The organism is Nocardia sp. NPDC058244, from assembly GCF_042882065.1.
Classification (GTDB): Bacteria; Actinomycetota; Actinomycetes; order Mycobacteriales; family Mycobacteriaceae; genus Nocardia.
The window spans coordinates 237612-256972 of the sequence record NZ_JBHVWX010000001.1 but is presented as its reverse complement, the minus strand read 5'-3'; the positions used below and the strand labels follow the sequence as shown (position 1 = coordinate 256972).

General features: G+C 70.0%; 18 protein-coding genes. 10 read left to right on the top strand and 8 right to left on the bottom strand.

The window, feature by feature from the left end:
• Positions 1-96: 96 nt before the first annotated feature.
• The 3 genes from ACFVW6_RS01155 to ACFVW6_RS01145 are packed head-to-tail and all read left to right on the top strand — an operon-like array spanning position 97 to position 1425.
• A complete protein-coding gene (locus ACFVW6_RS01155; protein WP_378824267.1) occupies positions 97-837 on the top strand; it encodes a glycoside hydrolase family 25 protein in 741 nt (246 codons plus the stop codon).
• A 31-nt stretch (positions 838-868) separates the two neighbouring features.
• On the top strand, positions 869-1159 hold the full coding sequence (locus ACFVW6_RS01150) for a type II toxin-antitoxin system Phd/YefM family antitoxin (protein WP_387790411.1): 291 nt from the start codon (positions 869-871) through the stop codon (positions 1157-1159).
• Positions 1156-1425 (top strand): type II toxin-antitoxin system RelE/ParE family toxin, encoded by a 270-nt coding sequence (locus ACFVW6_RS01145; protein WP_378824269.1) that lies wholly within the window; start codon positions 1156-1158, stop codon positions 1423-1425. Before ACFVW6_RS01150 ends, ACFVW6_RS01145 begins: the two co-directional genes overlap by 4 nt.
• 73 nt (positions 1426-1498) lie before the next feature.
• Here the strand turns inward: ACFVW6_RS01145 and ACFVW6_RS01140 are convergent, their stop codons facing one another.
• The 3 genes from ACFVW6_RS01140 to ACFVW6_RS01130 form a co-directional block, all read right to left on the bottom strand.
• Positions 1499-3565: a PhoX family protein gene (locus tag ACFVW6_RS01140; protein ID WP_378824270.1), complete on the bottom strand. Its 2067-nt coding sequence runs from the start codon at positions 3563-3565 to the stop codon at positions 1499-1501.
• 133 nt (positions 3566-3698) lie between these two features.
• On the bottom strand, positions 3699-4499 hold the full coding sequence (locus ACFVW6_RS01135) for a hypothetical protein (RefSeq protein ID WP_355275071.1): 801 nt from the start codon (positions 4497-4499) through the stop codon (positions 3699-3701).
• 41 nt (positions 4500-4540) lie between these two features.
• Positions 4541-5050: a lipoprotein LpqH gene (locus ACFVW6_RS01130; protein ID WP_357342042.1), complete on the bottom strand. Its 510-nt coding sequence runs from the start codon at positions 5048-5050 to the stop codon at positions 4541-4543.
• A 132-nt stretch (positions 5051-5182) separates the two neighbouring features.
• Here ACFVW6_RS01130 and ACFVW6_RS01125 point away from each other — a divergent pair, with 132 nt between their 5' ends.
• The 4 genes from ACFVW6_RS01125 to ACFVW6_RS01110 all read left to right on the top strand — a co-directional run bounded on the left by ACFVW6_RS01125 (position 5183) and on the right by ACFVW6_RS01110 (position 10548).
• Positions 5183-6535, top strand: a complete 1353-nt coding sequence (locus ACFVW6_RS01125) for a hypothetical protein (protein ID WP_378824271.1) — start codon at positions 5183-5185, stop codon at positions 6533-6535.
• Entirely contained in the window at positions 6535-7716 is a 1182-nt protein-coding gene (locus ACFVW6_RS01120; protein ID WP_378824272.1) for a hypothetical protein, read from the top strand. The genes ACFVW6_RS01125 and ACFVW6_RS01120 overlap by 1 nt, the downstream gene beginning before the upstream one ends.
• 76 nt (positions 7717-7792) lie before the next feature.
• Positions 7793-9307, top strand: a complete 1515-nt coding sequence (locus ACFVW6_RS01115) for a tetratricopeptide repeat protein (protein WP_378824273.1) — start codon at positions 7793-7795, stop codon at positions 9305-9307.
• Positions 9304-10548 (top strand): CHAT domain-containing protein, encoded by a 1245-nt coding sequence (locus tag ACFVW6_RS01110; RefSeq protein WP_378824274.1) that lies wholly within the window; start codon positions 9304-9306, stop codon positions 10546-10548. Before ACFVW6_RS01115 ends, ACFVW6_RS01110 begins: the two co-directional genes overlap by 4 nt.
• 4 nt (positions 10549-10552) lie before the next feature.
• Here the strand turns inward: ACFVW6_RS01110 and ACFVW6_RS01105 are convergent, their stop codons facing one another.
• The 5 genes from ACFVW6_RS01105 to ACFVW6_RS01085 all read right to left on the bottom strand — a co-directional run bounded on the left by ACFVW6_RS01105 (position 10553) and on the right by ACFVW6_RS01085 (position 15523).
• A complete protein-coding gene (locus tag ACFVW6_RS01105) occupies positions 10553-11623 on the bottom strand; it encodes an alpha/beta hydrolase (protein WP_378824275.1) in 1071 nt (356 codons plus the stop codon).
• Positions 11624-11753: 130 nt separating this feature from the next.
• Positions 11754-12050 (bottom strand): hypothetical protein, encoded by a 297-nt coding sequence (locus ACFVW6_RS01100; protein ID WP_355275084.1) that lies wholly within the window; start codon positions 12048-12050, stop codon positions 11754-11756.
• Between the two features lie 94 nt (positions 12051-12144).
• Positions 12145-12870, bottom strand: coding sequence for an amino acid ABC transporter ATP-binding protein (locus ACFVW6_RS01095; RefSeq protein ID WP_355275086.1), 726 nt, complete (start codon positions 12868-12870; stop codon positions 12145-12147).
• A complete protein-coding gene (locus ACFVW6_RS01090) occupies positions 12867-14657 on the bottom strand; it encodes an ABC transporter substrate-binding protein/permease (protein ID WP_378824277.1) in 1791 nt (596 codons plus the stop codon). Before ACFVW6_RS01090 ends, ACFVW6_RS01095 begins: the two co-directional genes overlap by 4 nt.
• A 71-nt stretch (positions 14658-14728) precedes the next feature.
• Complete coding sequence (locus ACFVW6_RS01085) at positions 14729-15523, bottom strand: LLM class F420-dependent oxidoreductase (RefSeq protein WP_357342030.1); 795 nt, start codon at positions 15521-15523, stop codon at positions 14729-14731.
• A 233-nt stretch (positions 15524-15756) separates the two neighbouring features.
• On the opposite strand from ACFVW6_RS01085, the gene ACFVW6_RS01080 reads away from it, so the two are divergent.
• The 3 genes from ACFVW6_RS01080 to ACFVW6_RS01070 all read left to right on the top strand — a co-directional run bounded on the left by ACFVW6_RS01080 (position 15757) and on the right by ACFVW6_RS01070 (position 19328).
• Complete coding sequence (locus ACFVW6_RS01080) at positions 15757-17373, top strand: MFS transporter (protein ID WP_378824278.1); 1617 nt, start codon at positions 15757-15759, stop codon at positions 17371-17373.
• Between the two features lie 78 nt (positions 17374-17451).
• Entirely contained in the window at positions 17452-18537 is a 1086-nt protein-coding gene (locus ACFVW6_RS01075; RefSeq protein ID WP_378824279.1) for an ABC transporter ATP-binding protein, read from the top strand.
• A 143-nt stretch (positions 18538-18680) separates the two neighbouring features.
• A complete protein-coding gene (locus ACFVW6_RS01070; protein ID WP_378824280.1) occupies positions 18681-19328 on the top strand; it encodes an NADPH-dependent F420 reductase in 648 nt (215 codons plus the stop codon).
• Positions 19329-19361 lie beyond the last annotated feature (33 nt).

Sequence of the window (19361 nt, the reverse complement as noted above, 5' to 3'; positions counted from 1 at the left end):
GGTCCGGACCGCTGACCGGGTGCTCGGCCAACTATTCGACAACACCTCACCAGTAACACTGGCCCCACCCGCATCAATGACCTACGGTCGAGGGCCATGGACACCAAGCGCTGGAGTTCGACGGTTCGCCGCAGTTGCACCGCGCTCTCGCTGGTCGCGCTGGCCGGGCTCGTGCCCGTGACCGCGCAGGCCGGACCGAGCGGTCCCGATGTGTCGTCCTGGCAGCATGTGGACGGCCGGATGATCGACTGGCACGCGGTCCGCGCGGCCGGACACCAATTCGCCATGGTCAAGGCCACCGAGGGACTGCATTACGTCAATCCGTACTTCGTGCCGGACAGCCTGCTCATGCGCACGGCGGGCGTGGCCCGCGGCACGTACCATTTCGCCAGGCCGGAGCTGCCGCCCGAACCGCAGGCCGCGCTGTACGCGGCGACGGTCCTGGGCCAGAACGGCCCGCTCGACCTGCCGCCGGTGCTGGACCTGGAGACCTCGGGCGGCCTGCCGCCGGACGCCCTGATCGACTGGACCCAGCGCTACCTGAACACGGTCCAGGCCCTCACCGGCCGCGCCCCGATCATCTACACGTACCCGAACTTCTGGAAGACGGCGATGGCCGACACCAGCCTGTTCACCCGCTACCCCCTCTGGATCGCCGACTACCGCGGCGAGGCCGAACCCGAAGTCCCCGGCAACTGGCCCACCTGGACCTTCTGGCAGACCACCGACCGCGGCAGCATCCCCGGCATCGGCGGCGCCACCGACCTCAACCTCTACAACACCACCCAGGGCGACTTCGCCCGCTTCGCCAACATGCCCAGCTTCGGCAGCAGCTGACTGGCGACTTGCCGCGATTATGGTCATACTTATGACTATGAAACTGGCCGAAGCTAAAGCAACGCTCTCCGAGCTGGTCGCTCGCGTCCGCGGCCAGCACGAGCGGGTGACGATCACGGTGCACGGCGAGCCCGCGGCCGTCTTGGTCGCCGTCGACGACCTGGAATCGATGGAGGAAACCATCGCGATCCTGTCCGACCCGGAAACGGTCGGGCGGCTGATCTCCTCGGATGCCGAACTCGCGCGCGGCGAGATCGTCACCGGCGATGAACTGGCTCAGGCGATGGCCGTGCGCCGTGCGATGGCGAACCGCACCGCGTGACGGAGTACGCGCTCGAGACGACGCCGACCGTCCAGCGAATGCTGACCGAACGACTCCCGGAAACGGTGGCCGCAGCAGCCTTCGAGTTCACGACCGGGCCACTCCTCGAGAACCCGTTCCGGGTCGGGAAACGCCTGCAGCCGCCACTCGACGACCGATTCTCCGCACGGCGTGGCACCTACCGGGTGATCTACCGAATCGACGACAAACGCAAGGTGGTCACCGTGGTCGACGTGAACCACCGCCGCGACATCTACCGACCATAGCGGGGGTCGCCGAAACGACGAAACCGCTACTCGCCCAGTCGAGTAGCGGTTTCATCAGCGGGACGGGATTCGGCTAGACGCCGATGCGGCCGCCGTTCTTCTTCCACACGACCGCGACGGCCGGGCGGGGCTGGGCCGCGCCGCCGTCGGGCCAGTGCGACTGCGGGTTGTCGGGGGTGGCGTCGTCGGCCTCGCCCGGGTGCTGGACCGAGACGATGACGCGCTGCTCGGTGACGATCGGGCCGCAGGTCTCGGCGCCCTTGGGGACGGTGAGGAACTGCTTGGTCTCACCGCGGTTGGGGCCGTCGAGGATCACCGAGAACAGGCCGTCGTTGGTCTTGAGGGCGTTGCCGTCGGTGGAGATCCACAGGTTGCCGTAGGGGTCGAAGGCCAGGTTGTCCGGGCAGGAGATCGGGCTGACCTTGGTCTTGTCGAAGCCGGCGAAGTAGGTGTCGGCGGCGGCCGGGTCACCGCAGACCAGCAGCAGCGACCAGGTGAAGTCGGTGCCGGTGTGGTTGTCGGTGATCTCGAGAACCTGGCCGTTCTTGTTCAGCTTGCGCGGGTTGGCCTCGTCGACGCCGGCCACCTTCTCGTCCTTGGCGCGGTTGTCGTTGTTGGTCAGCGCGACGTAGACCTTGCCGGTGAACGGGTTGGCCTCGAAGTCCTCGGGGCGGTCCATCTTGGTGGCGCCGACCTTGTCGGCGGCCAGGCGGGTGAACACCGCGACCTCGGCGGCGGACATACCCTCGACGTGCGACTTGCCCTTGCCGTCGGCGCCGGTCTCCAGCAGCGGAATCCACTGGCCCTTGCCGGTGAAGCCCTTGTCGGAGGGGACGGTGCCGCTGCCGTCGATCTTGTCGGGGTGGTCGCCGGTGAGCTTGGCGACGTAGAGGGTGCCCGCGTCGAGGATGGTCAGGTTGTGCCGCATGGCCGAGGCGCCGGTGCCGGACTGGATCTTGCGCGAGGACACGAACTTGTACATGTAGTCGAACTTCTCGTCGTCGCCGGTGTAGGAGACGACGTCACCTTTGTCGGTGACGTAGATCGACGCGCCCTCGTGCTTGAGCCGCCCCATCGCCGAGTGCTTGATCGGCGTCGAGGACGCGTCCCACGGGTTCACCTCGACGACATAACCGAAGCGGTTGGCCTCGTTGGGTTCCTGACTCAGGTCGAACCGCTTGTCGGTGCGCTCCCACTGGTTGGGGGTGCCGCCCTTGGGGAAGCCGTAGCGCTTGACCCGGCCCTGCGGATCGGAAGCCTTGTCCCCGTTGGCGAAGTAGCCGTTGAAGTTCTCCTCGCCGGACAGCACGGTGCCCCACGGGGTCACGCCGCCCGCGCAGTTGGCGAAGGTGCCGAGCACCTTCGTGCCCGCCGGGTCGGCGCCGGTCACGGTGAACGCGCTGCCAGCGGCGGGGCCGGTCAGCGTGAACTCGGAGTCGGCGGTGATGCGGCGGTTGTACTTGCCGAAGACCGGGGTCAGTTTGCCGGTACCGGGCTCGCCCTTGACCTCGACGACGGCCATGCCGTGCGCGGCCTTGGTGATCGCGATCTGCTCGTCGGTCGGGTTGGCCTTGTCGTAGCCGCGGAACATCATCGGGCCGGTGGTGTACTCGTGGTTGACCACGAGCAGGTAGCTGTTGGCCTGGCCCTCGATCGGCAGCAGCGCGGCGAAGTCGTTGTTGTAGCCGAACTGCTTGGCCTGCGCGGCCGCGGTCTGCTTGTCGAAATCGAACGCGGGGGCGTCGGCGAAGATCGGGTCGCCCCAGCGGAGCACCACCTGCTGCTCGTAGCCGTCCGGGATGACCAGCGCGTCTTCCTTGTTCGGCGCGACGGCGGTGAACGCCGTTCCGGTGCCGGGGGTTCCGGCCGGGGTGGGCGCCGGAGTGACGGCGGCCTCGGAGGCGTCGTCGCCACAGGCGGCCAGCGCGCCCGCCGCACCGATGGCGAGCACGGCGGCGGCGCCGCCCTTGATCAGGCCGCGACGGTTCAGGCCACTGACGATGTCACCGAAATAGGCGCCCTCGGACGTGTTCGGCGGCTCGTGGAAGCAAGCGTTGCCACACTTGTATTCACAGGTCAGGGCGGCGCGTGCCGACTGGCCGTCGTGCTTGACGAACAGGGCGAGCGGTTTCGGACTCACGGTGACTCCTGAGTAGGTCGGACTTCGCCGCACGGTAGGCAGTCCAGGCGAGCCAGCGGGAACGCGAAGATGAACACACGACCAAAACTCGGCGAGTGCTGTCCTCGCCGAGTTCGGGTGGGTTCGATTGTCATCAGGCGTTGACCGGCAGGGAGATCACCACCTCCTGCTCGTTGCCGGGCAGGTAGTGCACCTGCAGGATCCGGCCGACCTGCACGTGGCCGATCGCCGTCGGCGGCAGGAACTTCTCGGCGCTGGTCTGGAAGGTGCTGCCGTCCGGTCGGGTGACCACCAGCCCGAGGATGATCTCGGTGTAGCCGCCACGGATCCGGCCGGGAACGTCGAGGCTGCGGACCACCGCCTGGGCGGCCAGGCCACGCTCGGCGATGTCGAGCTTGCCGCGGGTGGTGATGCCCTTGCGGATGAGCGATTCGTTCATCGCCCGCTGCGCGGCGCCCGCGTCGCCGGAGCGGTCCACCTCGACCTTGTCGGTGCGGCCCGGCAGGTACCGGACCGGCAGCACCACGCCGGGCTGCAGCAGCGCCAGCTCGGTGAGCGGCACGATCATCTTGGCGTGCGAGTCGAAGACCTTCCCGTCGGCGCCTTCCACCCGGAATTCGATTCGCACCTGCGGCTGATCGTTGACCGAGACCCCGGTCTGGCGGAACGCGGTGATGGTGCCGATGCCCACCTCGCCGTGCCGGAACTCGCCGCTGTTGCGGCCGGTGAAGGCCTCCATGATGCCGTCGCCGGTGAAGGCGAAGACCATCGGCACGATGGTCAGGGCGATGATCGGCAGCGCCATCTGCGGGCCGACCCAGCCGAGCATGCCGCCGGTGAACTCGTCGGGGGTGTAGGTGAGGCCGTAGTAGAGGTAGTAGCCGACGGACAGGACACCGAAGGCGACCGCGGCCGCGCGGAGCTTGGATTTCATGATTCCTCCTCGTGAAGTGGTGCGACCGGGTCGCGAACGGATCAGGCGATGGTGGTGCAGGCGAAGGTGATGTCGAACTTCGCGGTGGTCGGGCCGGCCAGCGGGTTGGTCATGTCGGCGCTGACACCCTCGCCGGTGATGCGGAAGGTGTTGCCGTCCTTGGCGAGCTTGGCCGAGCCGCCGGGCTGGCCGTTGCCGTAGCCGACCGCGTAGGGCAGGCCGTTCGAGCCGCCCTGGGTGCCGCCGATGGCCACCGCCTGGACCGCGTCGCCCTCGACCGTGGCGCTGACCGACAGGTTGCCGTAGGTGGCGTTGGCCAGGTCGGTCAGCGACAGCGCCAGGACGCCGCCCTGCTTGGCGCAGATGGTGTCGAACTTGGCGGCGAATTCCTTGCCGTCGACGCTGGCGGTGGACTTGCCCGCGGCCGGGGCCGGGGCGGCCGAGCCGGTGCTCGACGGGGTGGAGCTGGTGCCGGAGTCGCTGCAGCCGGTGACGAACAGCGCGGTGGCGGCGGCGGAAGCGGCGAGGGCGGCGATCAGCTTGGTGTTCATGGTGTTTCCGTTCTCTCGGTCGAGCGGGCCGGTTGTCGTTGACCCGTTGAGAGAAAGGTAGAAATCCGCGCCGACCTACCGATCCCAACTTTTCCGGGCGCCACCCGCCGGAAATGTCGTTAACCTGGTCGAATGCGAAGACCCCGCGCCCTGGTGCTCGACGAGGTGTGGCGCGGGCTCGACGGTGTCGACGCCCTGAGCGGGCCCCAGGGCGGCCCGCTGCGCCGCACCGTGAAGCTGATCCTCGATCCGCTGGTCATCCGGCCGGTGCAGCATCCGCTGTGCGCCGGGACCGTGCTCTCCGCCGACGGCGCCACCCTGCTGACCTCGCTGGTCCTGGCCCGATCCGACGTGCTGCGGGCCTGCGCGGACTGGTTCACCGTGCTCAAGCAGGTGCGCCGGGCGCTGCGGATCACCGAGGGCAACGCCCAGGACCTGTACTTCCAGCGCTGCTTCGAACTCGCGACCGTGCACGGCGCGCCCGGCCCGGACGCGCGGGCGCGGGCCGAGGCGATGCTGCGCGAGGTGCACGAGAGCACCGGCGGGCGCACCACGGCGGCCTTGAAAGACCATGTGACCGATCCGAATCGGCTGGTGGAGCTCACCGCGCTGGTCGAGGTCGCCTGGAACCGGCGGCCGCTGTCGGATTTCGGGGTGCGCGATCTGGCACCGGCGCTGACCGAGTTGCTCGAGGCGAGCACCCTGGCCGGCGACGGTGATCCCGCCGACGCGGGCCCGCTGCTCGACGAGCTGATCGAGAACCAGGCGGGCACCCATCGCGGCATCGCGCTGTGGCGGGCGCATCCGGCGCACGGCGCCGACGACCTCGGACTGACCGTGCACACCTGTCCCCAGCGCCCCGACCTGGGCGCGTCGGCGTCGACCGCGAATCTCGGACTGCCGTTCGACCGGACGATCTACGAGCGGGTCTTCACGGTGCTCCAGGGCAGCGTGGACCGCACCGATCTGCCGGACATCCCGGAACTGGTGACCACGGAGATCTCGCGCGGCTGCTCCCCCTGGGCACTGCTGGACGAATCACTGCGGCTCGCGGCGGCGGTGGGTTGCGAACTGGCGCTCGGTCTCTCACCGATCGGCACCGCCGACGGGGCGAACCCGAACCGCGCGGCGGCCACGGACCAGGGCGATCCCGCGACCTCGCGCGCGCACGACATCGTGAACAAGCGCTGGCGGCGGGAAGCGTATGTGCTGCAAGCGCGTCGGTACGCCGTGCACGGACCCGGCGCGACCGGCCCGCTGGCCACCGTGGCCGCCGAGCTGCGCACCCCGTGGCGACCGTATCTGCGCAGGTTGTGGGTCCGGCTGCACGGCCGCGACGTGCGGGAGATGCCGGTCTACGAACCCGGTGAGCTGTGGGATCTGCTCGACGGCGTCGCCCGGTCGGTGATCCTCGACCATCGCGCCCGGGTGAAACAGGCGCTGACCATCCTGGGTCAGCCCGTGGCGGAAGCGAGGGCGAGCTGATGACCGCGATCCGCGTCGCGCGCGCGGCGGAGCTCGTGACGCTGCTGCCGCCGGGCGCTCCGACGGTGCTCGATGCCGCGCCCGCGCTGGATGTCCTCGTGCTCGAGGTGGCGGGCGGCCACCTGACCTGGAGCCTGCTCGCCGGGCCCGACCTGCCCGCCGCCGTGCTGGACGATCCGGATGCCGCCCAGGACTGGCTGTGGGCGGTCTACGGCGAGGAGGTCGCGCTCGCCGTCGCCGACGCTCACGAACGCCGCGCTGTCGTCGACCCGGCGCGCGCCACGAGCGTGCTCACGGCCGCGTCCCTCCGGCCGGACCTCGCCGCCGCGCTGCGGCGACTCGCCTACGCGCACTGGGCCTCTCGATGGTGGCCCGCGTCGACCGTCGACGGCATACCCGCGCTCGACCCGGCGCTGCTGGCCGCCGATATCGACGAGCTCACCGAGGCGTGCGACATGGCCCTCGACGTCGAGCCGCCGACGCCACTCGACCGCCCGGCCGGATTCGACGTACCCGACCGCCTGGCAGAAGCGGATTCCGGGGCAGCAGGAGCTTCCCGACGCGGCGGATCAGCGCACCCGACCGGACCCGAGCCGTTCGGTCCGCAGTCCGGGCACTCGACATCACCCGGGTCCGAACAGGCCGATGCCCGGCCGCGACCGGAGTCCGCCCGCGCGGACGATTACGCGCTCGCCGCCGGCGGCCCCGGCAGCACCGGCGGCCTCGTGTTCACGCGCGGTCGTGGTGAATGCGACTGGCGCCGGTGCCCGCCCGGCATCGTCGACGCGGGTGGCGGCGCGGTGTCGTGGCAGGCGGTGCGGGCAGAGGGAGCATCGACGGTGCAGGTCAGCGTGGTCGCGGCGCCCGGTGGCCCGCGCGAGGTGCCCGCGCATCTGCGCCCGCATGCCCGCGTCACGGCCGGAGCCGAGGTCGCCGAGGTGGCGTTGCGACGCCAGGGTGACGCCTGGGTCGGCACAGTCCGGGTCGGCGAGTTCCTCGGCAAGGAACTGGCCGTCGACGTCTTCGTGCCCGGTGTCGGACCGGCGGGCCCGCGGCCGGACGAGACATCCGCGCGCGGATTGATCCGGGAATTCGCTCGGCAGCGGCTCACCGGATCGACGCCCGGTGAACCGCTACTCGGTGCCGAAGCCGTTGCCGCCACAGACGATTCGGACTTCTGATGCTCGCGCCGAGCGCCGCCGATCATCCGTCGACAGCCGAACTCGACGACCGTCCCCGACCGAGGCGAGGGAGCAGATGGCAGCCGTAGGGAAGACCTCCGACAAGGACGACGCCCAGCTCACCGAGGGATACGCGGCGTATCAGCGCGGCGATCTGGTCGGCGCGCTGGCGATCTTCGAGCGGGTCGCCGATGGCGCGGCGCCCCGGCTGCGCAGTGCGGCGCTGATCAATGCCGCGAGCATGGCCGACGAGATCGGCGAGCATCGGCGCTCGGTCGAGCTGTTCCGGACCGCGCTGGCCGTCATGCCGGAGGACGCGGCGCACCAGCGACCCGCCGCCCTGGTCAACCTCTCGCAGGCGCTCCAGCACCTCGGTGAACTCGACGCCGCGCAGCAGGCGCTGGAAGAAGCGCGCGAACTGCTCGCCGGCACCGCCGACCAGGGCATGGTCCGGGTGGCCTGCCTGCTCTCGCTGACCGCGGTGGCGCTGCATCGTCAGCAGTGGGCGCACGCCGCCGAGCTGGCCAACGAATCACTGGGCGTCACCGAGCGCTTCGCGCCCGAACTGGCGGGTCATCCGCTGATGAACCTGGCCGCGAGCTCGTTCGAGACCGGCAGGCACGAGATGGCCTTCGACTTCGCCCGGCAGGCGATGACCGCCTTCGCCGCCACCGGCGATCGGGCGGCGGTCGCGGAGGCGTCGCAGAACCTGGCGATCATGCTGGTCCGGGCGGGCCGCTACGACGAGGCCGAGGAGCCGCTGCGGTCCAGCCAGGCGTTCTTCGAAGGCGCCGAGCTGGGGCACTGGTCCGGAATCGGCTACAAGACACTGGGTTTCCTCGCCGAGGGCCGCGGTGACTACGCCGCCGCGCGGGCCGGCTACCTGCGCGCGCTGGAGCGTTTCGACAGCACCGGCGCGGTCATCGACGCCGCCGACGTCCGCTTGCGGCTGGCCACCACACTGTTCGCCCTCGGCGACCCGGCGGCCTGCGAGGAACTGCTGGCCGCGGCCTTCGCCGAGTACTCGGCGCACGCCCTCGGCCTGCACTGCGCCCAGCTCGACTACTGGCACGCGGAACTGCTGCACACCGCGATAGAGCAGGCCGCGCAACCGGATCCGGCCCTGGTCGCGCGGGGCGTCGGGCTCGCGGTGCCCGCCGCGCTGGCGATCGACGCGGTGCGCCACACCCTGCCCAACGGCAACCAGCGCGAGCACTGGCATCGCGCGGTCGCCGAACCGGCCATGCGGCTCGCGTTCCGCTTCGCGGTGCTGTCCGGGGACGGGCAGCTGGTCAGCGATCTGATCGATACCCAGTGCGCGGGAACGGGTCTCGACCCGGCCGCGTTCGACGACGCGCTCACGCCGACGCTCGGTTTCGAGCTGCTCGACGCACCCGACGAGGAGACCGTCGCCGCCCCCGCGCTTCAGCTGGGCACCGCGCTCGCCGAGGTCGCCGCGGCCGCGGGCATTCCCGTCGCGCCCCCGCCGAGACTGTCCGACCACGGTCGAATCGTGCTGTCGGACTTCATCTCCTACGCCGAGCAGCGGTACGCGCGACCGGTGCGCGACGACCGGGTGATCGCGCTATGAGCGCCCCCACCGCCCTGATCAGGATGGCCGACGCGGGCGATGTCTACGTGTCGTGGCGCTGGCACGACGACACCGCCGCGCGCGGCGTCGGGATCCTGCCCAGGGATCAGGTCCGCGAGGTGCTGGAACTGCTGGCCGACGCGGTCCCCGATCCCGGGCGGCCCGACGAGCTGCGACGGGTGATGACCGAGGGCGCGCTGGCGGACCCCGACGCGGAAAAGGAACTGGCCCAAGCTCTTTCCCGGGCCCTGCTGCCGTATGGGCTCGCCGTGCAGCTCTACGAGCTGTCCCAGCGCGGCATCCGGCCGCACCTGCGGATCCAGCCGTCCCCGCGCCTCGCGCAGGTGCCGTGGGAGATCATCGCGCCCGATCCCGAGCTCCGGCTGCTCGATATCGCCGATGTCAGTCTGCTCGCGCCCGCCTCGGTGGTGCACGCGCCGGAGCGGGTCGTGCACCACTGGGCCGACACCGCCGAGCTACCGGTCGTCGCGGTGCTCGATCCACGGGTACCCGGCTATCGGGCCGACTCCGAACTGGGCTCCGTCCTCGGCAGGCCGAGCGCGGAAACCCTGGTCGCCCGGCATTTCGGCCGCTATGACGGCAGGCTCCTGCCGCACGCGGGCGATCCGGTCGACCTGTTCCGCCGCACCGACACCGACCGCGAATGGCTGTCCACGGTGCTGCGGGCGGGCGCGAGCCGACTCGTCTACGTCGGCCACGTCACCGCGCCGCCGCCGGAGTCCGGGGAGAGCGAGCACGCCGAACTCCACCTGAGCTGCACCGCCGAGGTCCGCGGCCTGGCGTCCCCGACCCGCACCCATCGCCCGCTCTCGGCCAAGGACCTGCTGCTCGGCACGCACACCATCGACCCCGTGCCGACGGCAGGCCGCGAACTGTGGCCGATGCCGAGCCGGGTCGCCCTCATCGCCTGCGAAAGCGGTGGTGACCTGCGCTTCACCGAGGCGCTCGGGCTCACCACCGCCGCGCTGTCGGCCGGGGCGGAGCTGGTCACCGCGACCCGCTGGCCGCTCCCCACCGACCACGCCTTCCACACCCTCACCAGCGCGACGGGCCATCCCCTGCAGGCCGCCATCTGCGCCGTGGACACCGCCCACGATTCGTCCACACCCATCCCCACGCTGCTGACCTGGCAGCGCGCACAGCTGGCCGCGTGGCGCGCCGACCCGGCCCCCGAGAACTGCCCGCTGCTGTGGGCGGCCTTCGCCACCGTGACGGACTGAGCGCCTACTCGGGCAGGCCGAGCCCCGCGGCGAGCACCGGCCACGACCGGTGGAACGCGTCGCGCCAGTAGCCCCACGAGTGGGTACCGGTGGCCTGGCGGTCGAAGGTGGCCGGAATGCCGAGCTCGCCGAGCTTGGCCTCGAGGTTGCGGGTGCACCAGTTGACCGCGGCCTCGATGACCCCGCCGACGATGAGCTGGTTCGCCAGGCCGACCGGCGTCGGGTTCATCATGTACGGGTCGTCGAGGCTGTCGTGCGGGCCAGGCAGACCGGACGTGTCGGAGACGAACAGTCTTGTCCCGCGCAGCTTCTCGGCGTGCAGGACCGGATCGTTGGCGGCCCAGGCCGGGTCGTCGTCGGCGCCGTACATATTGCGGACGTCGCCGCCGCCGTAGGTCTCCACCACCAGCTTGGTGAACTGCTGACCGATCGGATCGGCGATCTGCGCGCACCCGCTGTACCCGGCGACGGACTGGTAGAAGCCCGGCCTGGCCTCCGCGAGCTGGAGCACGGCGGTGGCGGTCATCGAGTTGGCGGCGATGGCGTTGACGCCGTTGGTCCCCAGGGCCTGGTCGACCAGCGGCGGCAGCTCGTCGAGCAGGAAGGTGCGCCACTTGTTGCGGCCCAGCGTCGGATCGTCGCGCTGCCAGTCGGTGTAGTACGCCCAGGCGCCACCGATCGGCATCACCACATTGACATCCTTGGTGGCCAGGAAATCGCCGACGTCGGTGTTCTGCCACCAGGTCGCCCGGTCCTCGCCGCCGCCCGCCCCGTTGAGCAGGTAGAGAACGGGTCGCGGCTGCGAGGCGTCCTTCGGACGCTGCACCTTGATCGTGATCGCCTTGTTCATCGCGGCCGAGAAGACCAGCATGCTCAGATCGCGCTCGCCGATCCGGCTGGAGACGATGTGCGAGCCGTCCGCGGTGGTCGGCGTCGCGAGCAGCTTCTTCGACTCGACGATCGGGTCGCCGCCGCCCTCGGCCAGGCCGGTGCCGACGCCGAGGACGGCGGCGCAGACCGCCAGCACGCTCGCGGCGGTCCCCAAAGCCAGTGCGCGCCTGATTGTTCTGACCATCCGCCGAGCTCTCCCCAGAAAAACATGAATCGGCAGACATTCAGCTGACCGCCAGGACACCGAACAGTATCCGGCGCGGGATCGGCCGTCGAGCCGACAGTATTACGGGCGCGCGAGCGCGTTCAGCGGATCAGTGGTCGTCGTAGTGACCGTTGTGCGCCGCGTGCCGGTGGCCGTCGTGGATGTAGTCGACGTGGTCGCCGTGCGGGACCGCGACATGCCCGCAGCCGGGGCCGTGCACGTGGTCGTGGGCGGAGTGCTCGACGTGTGCGGCGGTCTCGCACTCGTCGAAGTGGCCGTCGTGTTCGCGATGCAGGTGGCCGTCGTGGACGTAGTCGACGTGGTCACCGTGCGGGACCGCGACGTGCCCGCAGGTGGGGCCGTGGACGTGGGTGTGTTCTGGATGCTCGACATGTGCCGTTGTCATCGGTGCTCTCCCTGTACTCGTACCGGTCGATTCACACGGAACACCTCTGACATTAACAGTTGCGCATTTGTTGCTGTAATCGCGTTCGAGCTGGTCAGAGGACCTGATCGAGGAAGCGGCGCAGACGCGGGGTCTCCGCGTTGTCGAAGACGGCGTCGGGGGTGCCGGTCTCCACGACGACGCCCCGATCCATGAACACGACGCTGTCGGAGACGCTGCGGGCGAAGCCCATCTCGTGCGTCACCACGATCATCGACATGCCGCCCGCGGCGAGGTCGGCCATCAGCGCGAGCACCCCCTTCACCAGCTCCGGGTCCAGTGCCGAGGTGGCCTCGTCGAAGAACATGAGCTCCGGCTTCATCGCCAGCGCGCGGGCGATGGCGACGCGCTGCTGCTGACCGCCCGACAGCGACGCGGGCCGGGCGTCGGCCTTGTCGGCCAGCCCGACGATCTCGAGCTGTTCCAGCGCCAGTGCCCGCGCCTGCTCGGCGGACAGCCCGCGCAGCTTGCGCGGGCCGAGCGCGATGTTGTCGGCGACCGTCTTGTGCGGGAACAGGTTGAAGTGCTGGAACACCATGCCGATGCGCTGGCGCAGCTTGTCGGGATCGTCGCGCAGCACCGACTTGCCGTCGAGCAGCACGTCGCCGGAATCGGGTTCGTGCAGGCGATTGAGCACCCGCAGCAGGGTCGACTTGCCCGAGCCGGACGGGCCGATGACGGTTGTCGCGTGGCCCGCCTCGACGTGGATGTCGACCCCGCGCAGGATGTGGTTGTTGCCCAGCGTCAGGTTGAGGCCGGTACCGGTCAGGGAGGCACTCATGCTCCGCGTCCTTCCGTGATGACGGCCTGCTCGATCGGGTCGGCGGGCGTCGGTCTGCCGGTGCGCATCCGCCCGTCGATGTAGTTCACCAGGTGGGTGAGCGGGATGGTCAGCACGAGATACATCAGACCGGCCGCGACCAGCGGGGACAGGTTGCCGGTCTGGGCGTTGAGGTCGCGGCCGACGGCGAACAGCTCTCGCTGGGAGGCGAGCAACCCGAGGAAGTAGATCAGCGACGAATCCTTGATCAGCGCGATGAACTGGTTCATCAGCGCGGGCAGCACCCGCCGCACGCCCTGCGGGATCACCACCAGCGTCATCGCATGCCGGTAGCCGAAGCCGATGGCACGGGCGGCCTCCAGCTGTCCCGGCTCCACCGATTGGATGCCGGAGCGGAAGATCTCGCCGATATAGGCGGCCGCGAGCAGCGCCAGCGCGATCGCGCCGAGCCAGTACGGGTTGCCGCCGGTGATGCCGCGGACGACGGGGCCGATGCCGAGGCCGATCAGCAGGATGATCACGACGGCGGGCAGGCCGCGGAAGATGTCGGTGTAGACGCGGGCGGGCCAGCGCAACCAGCGGGTGCGCGAGATGCCCATCACCGCCAGGATCATGCCGAGCACCGTGCCGAGCACGCCCGAGACCAGCGCCAGGATCAGCGTGTTCGGCAGACCGGTCTTGATCAGGTCGGGAAAGGCCTTGCGGTACAGGGACCAGTCGAAGAACGTGTCCTTCAGCTGCTCGAGGGTCGACTTCTGCTGCACCTGCTCGGCCTGCCCCGGCTCCCGCTCCGCGGCGATGGCGGCGAAGTCCGGAAGTTGCGGGGCTGGCACGGCTTTGGAGCCGGGCTTCCAGCCGGGCGGCAGTTCGCGCGGCACCCAGTCCTCGTAGAGGCGGGCGTAGGTGCCGTCGGCGATCACCGCGTCGAGCCCGGAGTTCAGCGCGTCGATGAGCGGCTGGTTGGTCTTGGCGACGGCGTAGCCGACGAAGTTGTCCAGGCTGAAGGTGTTCTCCGAGACCACGATTCCGTCGCCGGGCTTGATCGCGCCCTCGGCCTGCGCCGACGGGGCGACCCAGGCGTCGACCTGGCCGGACTTCAGATTCGCGTACGCGGTGTTGTAGTCGGGAAACTTCACCGGGTCCAGCTTCAGCTGGTTCACCACGAACTCGTCCTGCACGGTGCCCTGCACGACCGCGATCCTGGTGCCACTGTTCAGGTCGCCGAAGCCTTTGATCGCGCTGCCCTGTGGCACGACCAGCGAGAAGTAGCCGAAGTCGTAACCGTTGGTGAAGCCGACCAGCTCGCGCCTGGCGTCGGTGGTGGTGATGTTGGACGAGCCGACGTCGAAGCGCTTGCCCGAGACCTGCGCGAGCAGACCGGCGAACTCGGTGCCGGCGAACTCGACCCGCAGCCCGAGCTTCGCGCCGATCGCCTTCAGCAATTCGTTGTCGAATCCGGTGAAGGTGCCCTGGCTGTTCACGCAGATGCTCGGCGGCGCGTCCGACAGGGTGCCGACGCTGAGCGTCCCGGGATTCAGCAGGCCGAGCTTGCCGGTGTCGATCGACTCGACCGGCGCGGTGGTCGCGGTGGTGTAGCGATCGGTGCCCGCCGTCGCCGAGGAGGCGAGGTTGGTCGGCGCGGCCGTGGCCGCGCTCGCGCCGGGCGGGGAACACAGATCACGCGTCGCCGTGTCACCGCCGTCGCCGCAGCCGGTCGCGGCCACGCCGACGAGCAGTAACAACGCGGCTATCCGCGCCCGGGTTCGCACAGCACGCACACCTGCCATGGCGATAGACCCTAGCCGCAACCTTGCACGGCGAGGGTTACGCGCACCCCGCGTCGGGGCGGATCAGCAGGTCAGGCGAGGCCTTCCAGGAGTTCGGGGTTCACATCGTCGCGCCATTCGATGGCCTTGCGCACGGTGCTCAGGTCGTAGTCGGGGCCGGAGACACCGACGGTGAACAGCGTGACACCGGCGGCGTGCAACGCGTCAGCTTGCTCGCGGCCCTGCCACTGCACCGACCGCTCGATCCGGTCGGCGTCGGCGCCGATGTCGGCGGCGTGCTCGGCGAGGACCTTGTTCTTGTGCGCCAGCGTCGCCACGTCGACGAAGGAGTGCCAGATGTCGGCGTACTCGGCGACCAGCCGCAGCGTCTTGCGCTCGCCGCCACCGCCGATCAGGATCGGGATGTCCCGGACCGGCGCCGGATTCAGCTTCTTCAGCCGGGCGTCGATGCGGGCGAGGCTGTCCTTCAGCAGGTTCAGCCGGGTGCCCGGAGTGCCGAAGTCGTAGCCGTACTCGTCGTAGTCGCGCTGGAACCAGCCGGCGCCGATCCCGAGGATCAGCCTGCCGCCGCTGATCTGGTCGACCGTGCGGGCCATGTCCGCGAGCAGATCGGGATTGCGGTACCCGCCACCGGTGACCAGCGCGCCGAGCTCGACCCGCTCGGTCTGCTCGGCCCACGCGCCGAGCATGGTCCAGCATTCGAAGTGCGCGCCGGCGGGATCACCGGTCAGCGGGAAGAAATGGTCCCAGTTGAAGACGATGTCCACGCCCGCGTCCTCCGCGCGCAGCACCGCGTCGCGGATGAGCGCGTACTCGGGCGCATGCTGCGGCTGAAGCTGGACTCCGATACGAACTGGACGACTCATACCGTGCTCCTCGGCACTCGGGTGGGCTCCGCGCCCGAGGCTACCCGCCCGCGGGCCCTGGCTCAGAACATGCGCCGGCGCACACCCATCGCATCGATCGGGCAACCAACCGGCGCGCGCGACGATCGACGGAAAATGCCGGGTCACAACCCCGTTGCGCGCGCCTCCCGCCGATTCAGTTACCTTGCGGCACTATCCGAATGGCGGACATCCTCGAACGGCGGGAGTGGTCTATGTCGGAGCACGAGACGGAGCAACGGCCCCCACTGGGCCGCGAACGCTGGGCCGCCCTCGGGGTACTCGCGCTCGGGTTGTCCATGGTGGTGCTCGACGGCACCATCGTCTCCGTCTCGCTGCCGGTGATCATCGCCGATCTCGACCTGAATTTCACCCAGGCGCAGTGGATCACCAGCATCTACGCGGTCGTCCTGGCCGCGCTGCTGATCACCGGCGGTCGTCTCGGTGACCGCCTCGGTCGCCGCAACATGTTCGCTGTCGGCGTCGTGATCTTCGTGGCGGGCAGTGTCCTCGCGGCGGCGGCCGACTCCATCTGGCCGCTCATCCTCGGCCGGGTGGTCCAGGGCATCGGCGCGGCGGGCATCATGCCGGGCACCCTCGCCACGATGAACGCGATCTTCCGTGGGCGGGACCGCGTCGTCGCGTTCGCGGTCTGGGGTTCGGTGATCTCCGGGGTCGCCGCCATCGGCCCGCTGCTCGGCGGCTGGATCACGACCTACTACACCTGGCCGTGGATCTTCCTCGTCAACGTGCCGTTGGGCGCGTTGGTGCTGATCGGCCTTTTCCTCTTCGTTCCGGAGACCAGGATGGGCGCGGCCGCCCCCGGCCTGGACGTCGACGGATTCCTGCTCAGCGCGGCGGGTTTCGCGCTGCTGGTGTTCGCGCTGATCGAGGGCCAGACCTACGGCTGGTGGACGCCGCTGCGCGACTTCCCGATCCTGGGCTGGACCTGGCCCGCGAGCGCCCCGATCTCCCCGATCCCGGTGCTGCTCGCGCTCGGGGTGCTCGCGCTGGTCCTGTTCGTCCGGTGGGAGCAGCATCGCCAGCGGGTCGGCCGTTCGGCGCTGCTCGATCCGGCGCTGTTCACCATCAAGAGCTTCCGCTGGGGCAACATCACCGCCTTCGCCGTGGCGCTCGGCGAATTCGGCCTGCTGTTCGTCCTGCCCCTGTTCATGGTCAATGTTCTCGGCCTGTCCACCCTCGGGGCAGGCTATGTCCTGGCCGCGATGGCGGTCGGCGCGTTCCTGGCGGCGGGCATCGCCGAGGGACTGGTCCACAAGTACGGGCCGGTCCGGGTGGTCCAGCTCGGGCTGATGCTCGAAACCGTGGCCATCGCGCTGACCGCACTGTTCGTCACCCCGCACATCTCGGGCTGGTGGCTCGCGGCGCTCCTGGTCGGCTACGGCATCGGCCTCGGGATGGCCTCCGCCCAGCTGACGGGCACCGTCCTCGCGGACGTCCCGCCGCAGAACTCGGGTCAGGGTTCGGCCACCCAGAGCACCGTGCGCCAGGTCGGCTCGGCCTTCGGCACCGCGGTCGTCGGCGCGCTGCTGTCGGTATCGCTCGGCCGCGAGCTGCCCGCGCAATTGGCCGAGGTGCCCGGCCTCCCGGCGGAGCAGGCCGACTCCCTCGCCACCGCGACCCGCGAATCCGCCGGTGGCGCCATTTCCGGCGTCCGCGAGCACGGGCACGCCGACGCGATCGTCGACGCCCTGTGCCGCGGCTTCACCGATGCCACCCGGACCACCCTGCTCGCCGCCGCGCTGTTCCTCCTCGTCGGCCTCGCCGCCGCGTTCCGGATTCCGCGCGGCACACGCGTCACCGGCGACTGATCCGGCCGCTACGATCCCTGCGACCCTGTACTCGGATCGTCCGGCACGTTCCTGCCGGGATGGGATGTTGAACCACGCATGGCTACTGTCACCTTCGACCGCGCCACCAGGCTCTACGCCGGCGCGACCACGCCGGCCGTCGACGCACTCGACCTGGAGATCGCCGACGGCGAATTCCTGGTCCTCGTCGGCCCGTCCGGCTGCGGCAAGTCCACCTCGCTGCGGATGCTGGCCGGCCTCGAGGAGGTCAACGGCGGCCGCATCCTGATCGGCGACAACGACGTCACCAACGCCGAACCCAAGGATCGCGACATCGCGATGGTGTTCCAGAACTACGCGCTCTACCCGCACATGTCGGTCGCGGAGAACATGGGCTTCGCGCTGAAGCTGGCCAAGGTGTCCAAGGCCGAGCGCGACGAGCGGGTGCTGGCGGCGGCCAAGCTGCTCGACCTCGAGCAGTACCTGGACCGCAAGCCCAAGGCGCTGTCCGGCGGTCAGCGTCAGCGGGTGGCGATGGGCCGCGCGATCGTGCGCCAGCCGCAGGTCTTCCTGATGGACGAGCCGCTGTCGAACCTCGACGCCAAGCTGCGCGTGCAGACCCGCACACAGATCGCCCAGTTGCAGCGCAGGCTGGGCACCACCACCGTCTACGTCACCCACGACCAGGTCGAGGCGATGACGATGGGTGACCGCGTCGCCGTACTCAAGGACGGCCTGCTGCAGCAGTGCGCGTCGCCGCGCGACCTGTACCGCGATCCGGCGAACATGTTCGTCGCCGGGTTCATGGGCTCGCCCGCGATGAACCTGTTCACGCTGCCCGTCGCCGACGACGGCGCGGTCACCATCGGCGGCTACCCGGTGCGGGTACCGCGCGCGGTGGCCGACGCGGGTGAGGGCGAGGTCGTGCTCGGCATCCGGCCCGAGCACCTCGAGGTGGGCAACGGCGGGCTGCGGATGGAGGTCGACGTGGTCGAGGAGCTCGGCTCCGACGCCTACGTCTACGGTCGCGCGGTCTCCGACGGGACCAGCGGGCAGACCGGGGAAACCATTGTCGCGCGGGTGGATTGGCGCAAGCCGCCGGCCAAGGGCGAGCTGCTCCAGCTGGTCGCCGATCCCGAGCACGTGTACTTCTTCAGCGCGACGGACGGTCGTCGCCTGCGCTGAGCGGGACCGGGCGGGCGGCTGCCGCCGCTCGCCCGCCACACCCGATTCAGCTCTGCGCGTAGTCGCTCGGCGGGTGCCCTCACCTGGACCTATGCTGTTCGGGCCCGGTGCTCGCCGGGCTACTCGACAGACGAGGTAGCGGAATGCGCGTAGCAGTACTCGGGACAGGGCAGGTCGGCCGCCGGCTGGCGAGCAAGCTGGTCGAGGTCGGGCACACGGTGACGATGGGTTCGCGCACGGCCGACAATGCCGACGCCACCGCCTGGGCGGCCGAAACCGGCGGCGCCCACGGCACTTTCGCCGACGCGGCGGCCGATGCCGACGTGATCGTCAACGCCACCTCCGGCACCGTCTCGCTGGCCGCGCTCACCGCGGCGGGGGCGGACAACCTGCGCGGCAAGGTCGTCGTCGACGTGTCCAACCCGCTCGACTTCTCCCAGGGCTTCCCACCGAAACTCGTTGTGCCCGAAGAGGGCAGCGTCGCAGAGTCCCTCCAGGCCGCCTTCCCCGACGCCTTCGTGGTGAAGACGCTCAACACCACCAACAACCAGGTGATGGTCGACCCGGGCCGGATCCCCGGCAAGCACAGCATCTTCCTCAGCGGTGACGACGCCGCCGCCAAGAAGACGGTCACCGAGCTGCTGCTCGCCTTCGGCTGGACACCGGATCAGCTCATCGACCTGGGCCCACTGCACACCGCACGCAGCACCGAGCCCATGGTGCTGCTCTGGGTGAGCCTGTTCCAGGCCCTCGGCACCGAGGACGTGAACATCGGCGTCTTCACCGCCTGAGCCCGATCACGACCGCGGAACCACCCGACATAG

Bases quoted from the DNA above. Each gene is read 5' to 3' on its own strand.
- ACFVW6_RS01135 (WP_355275071.1), bottom strand. From the start codon at position 4,499: ATGAAATCCAAGCTCCGCGCGGCCGCGGTCGCCTTCGGTGTCCTGTCC.
- ACFVW6_RS01075 (WP_378824279.1), top strand. From the start codon at position 17,452: ATGGCTACTGTCACCTTCGACCGCGCCACCAGGCTCTACGCCGGCGCG.
- ACFVW6_RS01085 (WP_357342030.1), bottom strand. From the start codon at position 15,523: ATGAGTCGTCCAGTTCGTATCGGAGTCCAGCTTCAGCCGCAGCATGCG.
- ACFVW6_RS01155 (WP_378824267.1), top strand. From the start codon at position 97: ATGGACACCAAGCGCTGGAGTTCGACGGTTCGCCGCAGTTGCACCGCG.
- ACFVW6_RS01095 (WP_355275086.1), bottom strand. From the start codon at position 12,870: ATGAGTGCCTCCCTGACCGGTACCGGCCTCAACCTGACGCTGGGCAAC.
- ACFVW6_RS01080 (WP_378824278.1), top strand. From the start codon at position 15,757: ATGTCGGAGCACGAGACGGAGCAACGGCCCCCACTGGGCCGCGAACGC.
- ACFVW6_RS01125 (WP_378824271.1), top strand. From the start codon at position 5,183: ATGCGAAGACCCCGCGCCCTGGTGCTCGACGAGGTGTGGCGCGGGCTC.
- ACFVW6_RS01070 (WP_378824280.1), top strand. From the start codon at position 18,681: ATGCGCGTAGCAGTACTCGGGACAGGGCAGGTCGGCCGCCGGCTGGCG.
- ACFVW6_RS01090 (WP_378824277.1), bottom strand. From the start codon at position 14,657: ATGGCAGGTGTGCGTGCTGTGCGAACCCGGGCGCGGATAGCCGCGTTG.
- ACFVW6_RS01120 (WP_378824272.1), top strand. From the start codon at position 6,535: ATGACCGCGATCCGCGTCGCGCGCGCGGCGGAGCTCGTGACGCTGCTG.
- ACFVW6_RS01100 (WP_355275084.1), bottom strand. From the start codon at position 12,050: ATGACAACGGCACATGTCGAGCATCCAGAACACACCCACGTCCACGGC.
- ACFVW6_RS01105 (WP_378824275.1), bottom strand. From the start codon at position 11,623: ATGGTCAGAACAATCAGGCGCGCACTGGCTTTGGGGACCGCCGCGAGC.
- ACFVW6_RS01115 (WP_378824273.1), top strand. From the start codon at position 7,793: ATGGCAGCCGTAGGGAAGACCTCCGACAAGGACGACGCCCAGCTCACC.
- ACFVW6_RS01110 (WP_378824274.1), top strand. From the start codon at position 9,304: ATGAGCGCCCCCACCGCCCTGATCAGGATGGCCGACGCGGGCGATGTC.
- ACFVW6_RS01150 (WP_387790411.1), top strand. From the start codon at position 869: ATGACTATGAAACTGGCCGAAGCTAAAGCAACGCTCTCCGAGCTGGTC.
- ACFVW6_RS01130 (WP_357342042.1), bottom strand. From the start codon at position 5,050: ATGAACACCAAGCTGATCGCCGCCCTCGCCGCTTCCGCCGCCGCCACC.